The 4,623-nt window shown below is 68.5% G+C and carries 1 protein-coding gene; it reads right to left on the bottom strand.

Features of this window, described 5'->3' with window-relative positions:
* On the bottom strand, positions 1-4,621 hold a 4,621-nt coding region (locus AC2VOG_RS14965), incomplete at its 3' end, for a beta-ketoacyl synthase N-terminal-like domain-containing protein (protein ID WP_486940667.1).
* Positions 4,622-4,623: the final 2 nt, after the last annotated feature.

Raw genomic sequence — 4,623 nt, 5'->3', positions numbered from 1 at the left:
CGTCAAAGCCCATCGCCCGCAACGTGTCCCACTTGGGACGGCTGGCAGTAGCGAACACTTCCAGCCCGAAGTGCCGCGCCAACTGCACCGCAGCCATCCCGACCCCGCCGGCCGCGGCGTGAATCAGGATGCGCTGGCCCGCTGTAACGCCGGCCAGCGCGGTCAGCGCGTAATAGGCGGTGGCGAAGACCACCGGTGCGGTCGCCGCTTCGGTGTACGACCAACCCGACGGGATGGCCATCAGCAGCCGCGCATCGGTGATCGCCACCGTTCCGGTGCCTTCCGGGAACAACCCGGTCACTCGGTCGCCGACCGCGAAACGGCTGACATCCGAGGCGATGTCGGTCACGACGCCGGATGCTTCGACGCCCATCACAGCGTCCTCGTCGGGGTAGAGACCGAGCGCGATCATCACGTCGCGGAAGTTGGCCGGCATGGTGCGCACCGCGATCCGTACCTGGCCCGATTGCAGCGGCGTATCGGCGTCCGGAATCGGTTCGAGCACCAAGTTTTCGAACGTGCCCTTGCTGGACATGCCGAGCCGCCACGCATCGCCGCCCGGCGGCACCAGCAGCGCGTCCGCTGCCCGGCTACCGCGAACCCGACCGGTGTGGACCGTGTCGCCGCGTACCAGCACCTGCGGCTCACCCGCCGCCAGGATTGCGGCGATCGTGGAATCACTCAGTGGCCCATCGGAATCCGCCAGCACAATCCGGCCCGGGTGCTCGGTCTGAGCGGAACGCACCAGACCCCATACCGCGGCCCCGGCCAGATCGCTGACGTCCTCCCCCGGCCGCGCGACCGCGCCGCGCGTCGCCATCACCAGGGTGCCCGAGTCGTGCTCGGCGAGCCAGGACTGCAGCGCGGCCAGCGCGTCATGGGTGCGCCGGTAAGTCGAACCCAGCGTGTCGTCGTCGGCCGGCTGGGATTCGAACACATCGTAGGACGGTGTGTCGGTGTGCGCTCCGGACGCCGCGGGCGACCAGACCACTTCGAAGATCCGGTCGGGACCCGAACCCGACACGGCGGCCATCAACTGTTGCCGCGATACCGGGCGCGCCACCATCGATGCGACCGACAGCACCGGAAGCCCCAGCGCGTCAGCTAATTCCACTCTCACCGACGACGGACCCGAGGGCGCGATCCGGGCCCGCACCGATGAGGCGCCCGCCGCATGCAGTGAGACACCCTGCCACGAGAATGGCACCAGGACACCGTCTTTGCCGTCGTGGTCGGCCTCGGTAGCGACGATCATCGCGTGCAGCGCGGCATCCAGAACCGCCGGATGAACACCGAATCCGGTCGGCGACACGCCGGCATCGCTGGGCAGCGACACGTCGGCGAACACCTCCTCGCCGCGGCGCCACATGGCTGTCAGTCCCTGAAATGCGGGGCCGTACCCGTATCCGCGCGCGGCAAGCCGGTCGTAGAGTCCCTCGATGTCGACGGGTGTCGCGCCCGGCGGCGGCCAAGCGGTCAGGTCGGTGCCGGACTCCGCGGTGCCGGGCCGGACGCTGCCCTCGGCGTGCAAACTCCAGCCCGAATGAATGTCGGCACGGGACAGCACCGACACCGCACGGTGACCCGCTTCGTCGGCACCGTCGACGACCACCTGCACGGCCACCGCACCGATCGTCGGGATCACCAGTGGCGCCGCGAGCGTCAACTCGTCGACGACCGAGCAGCCGACCTCGTCGCCGGCCCGGATCGCCAACTCGACGAAGCCCGCGCCCGGGAAGATGACCACGCCACCGACCGCATGGTCGGACAGCCAGCCCTGCGACTGGGCCGACAGTCGACCGGTCAGCACGACCCCGCCGGAGGTCGGCAGCTCCACCACCGCGCCGAGCAGCGCATGCTCACTGGGCGACAGGCCGAGACCCTCGGCGTCCACCGCAGCGTCGTCGGCAGACAGCCAGAAGCGCCTTCGCTCAAAGGCATACGTCGGAAGTTCGACGAACTTCGCGCCGGGCAGCATCGCACGCCAATCGATGCAGACGCCCGACACGAATGCTTGCGCCAGTCCGCTCATCAGGCTGTTCGGTTCGGGACGGTCCTTGCGCAGCAACGGGACCGACACCACCTCGGCGTCGGCCAGCGATTCCTCGACGGACGAGGTGAGACCACCGCCGGGACCGACCTCGATGAAGTGGGTGGCACCGGTCGAGTTGGCGAAGCGAACACTGTCGGCGAATCGGACGGCCGCCAGGATGTGCTGCGTCCAGTAGTCGGCCGAGGCGAATTCCTCGCCGGCCAGCTCACCGGTCACGTTGGAGATCACCGGGATGTTGACCGGATTGACGGACAGTTCCCTTGCGGCAGCCTTGAATTCGCTGATCATCGGCTCCATCAACGGCGAATGGAACGCATGCGACACCGCGAGCCGGTGGACCCGACGGCCCTGTGCGCGTAGTTGCTCGACGATTCCGTTCACGCCGTCTTCGTCGCCCGACACCACCACCGACGACGGGCCGTTCACTGCGGCGATGCCGACGTTCGCGGTCAGCAGCGGGCGCACCTCGTCCTCGCCTGCCTGCACGGCGACCATCGCGCCGCCGCTCGGCAAGGCCTGCATGAAGCGGCCGCGGGCGACCACCAGCAGCGCCGCGTTCTCCAGCGACAGCGCGCCCGCGGCGTGCGCCGCAGTGAGCTCACCGACCGAGTGGCCCATCACGAAGTCGGGGCGCACACCCCAGGACTGCAGCAGCCGGTAGAGCGCAACCTCGACGGCGAACAACGCCGGCTGAGCGAATTCAGTTGTGCTCAACAGGTCTTCGTCATGACCCCACATCACTTCGCGGAGCGGGCGCAGCAGGTGCCGGTCCAGCTCACCGACCACGGTGTTGAACGCTTCGGCGAAGACCGGGTAGGTGGCGTGCAGCCCCATTCCCATACCGAGCCATTGTGAGCCCTGGCCGGGGAACACGAAGACGGTTTTGCCGGGCAGAGCGGTGCCGCTGACCACCGATGCACTTTCGCCGGAAGCGAGTTCGGCCAAGCCGGCCAGCAAATGGTCGCGGTCGGCACCCAGCGCGACGGCGCGGTGTTCGAATGCCGTGCGGCCCGCCAACGCCCACCCCGCGTCGACGGCAGCCAACTCGTCTCGGGCGCTGATGAATTCGGCCAGGCGTGCGGCCTGAGATTGAAGCGCCGCAGCCGATTTGGCCGTGAGCACCCATGGGATGACGGGCGGCGCAGCGAAGGCTTCCACGGCGGGTTCGTCGACCGCCGGAGGGGCTTCGATGATCACGTGCGCGTTGGTGCCGCTGATGCCGAACGACGACACCCCCGCGCGGCGCGGACGGCCGTCGGACTTCCAGGGCTGGGGTTCTGTGAGCAGCTGCACCGAGCCCGTCGTCCAATCCACATGCGGGCTGGGCACATCCACGTGCAGGGTCGGCGGCAGCACCTCGTGGCGCATGGCCAGGACCATCTTCATCACGCCCGCGACACCCGCGGCGGCCTGGGTGTGGCCCATGTTCGACTTGATCGAACCCAGCCACAGCGGGGTCTGCCGGTCCTGTCCATAGGTCGCCAGGATCGCCTGGGCCTCAATCGGATCCCCCAGCGTAGTGCCGGTGCCGTGCCCTTCGACGACGTCGACATCGGCGCTGGTGAGGCCCGCGCTGGTCAGCGCCGAACGGACCACCCGCTGCTGCGAGGGGCCGTTGGGTGCGGTCAGCCCGTTGGAGGCGCCGTCCTGGTTGATCGCCGACCCGCTCACCAGGGCCAGCACCGGGTGGCCGAGGCGCTTGGCGTCGGAGAGCCGCTCCAGCACCAGCATGCCGCCGCCTTCGGAGAACCCGGTGCCGTCGGCGGCGCCGGCGAACGCTTTGCAGCGGCCGTCGGTGGACAGCCCACGCCAACGGCTGAATTCGACAAAGATGTCGGGTGTGGCGTTGACCGTGACACCACCGGCCAGCGCGAGGTCGGACTCCCCCGACCGCAGCGACTGCGCGGCCATGTGCAAGGTCACCAGCGACGTCGAGCAGGCGGTGTCCACCGACACCGCCGGGCCTTCCAGCCCGAGCACGTAGGAGATCCGGCCCGATGCGACGCTGGACAGCTGGCCGGTCAGCCGGAATCCTTCCACCGGCTTGGCCGAGAACATGCCATAACCTTGCGTCATCAATCCGGCGAAAACTCCGGTGGCGCTGCCCCGCAACGAGGTCGGGTCAATTCCGGCCCGCTCCAATGCCTCCCAGGCCAACTCGAGGAACATCCGCTGCTGGGGGTCCATCGCCAGCGCCTCGGAAGGTCCGATACCAAAGAATGCCGGATCGAAATCACCGACGTTTTCGACGAATCCGCCGACGCGGGTGTAGCAGGTCTCGGCGACATCGGGGTCGGGGTTGTAGAGATTTGCCACGTCCCAGCCGCGGTCACCGGGGAATTCGGTGATGACATCGCGGCCTTCGATGACCATGTCCCAGAGGTCTTCCGGCGAGTTGACGCCGCCGGGGTAGCGACATGCCATGCCGACGATCGCGATCTGCTCGTCGCCGGTGATCCGCACCGCAGACACGCGCTTGACTTCCTGTGGGACACCGGCGAGTTCGGTGCGGAAGTAGGCGGCCAACCGACTCGGCGTCGGGTAGTCGAAGATCAGCGTCGGTGACAGCG

It is taken from the genome of Mycobacterium sp. TH-M11 (genome assembly GCF_057473725.1).
The sequence above is the reverse complement of the archived record's forward strand: the minus strand, read 5'-3'. Positions and strand labels throughout refer to the sequence as shown.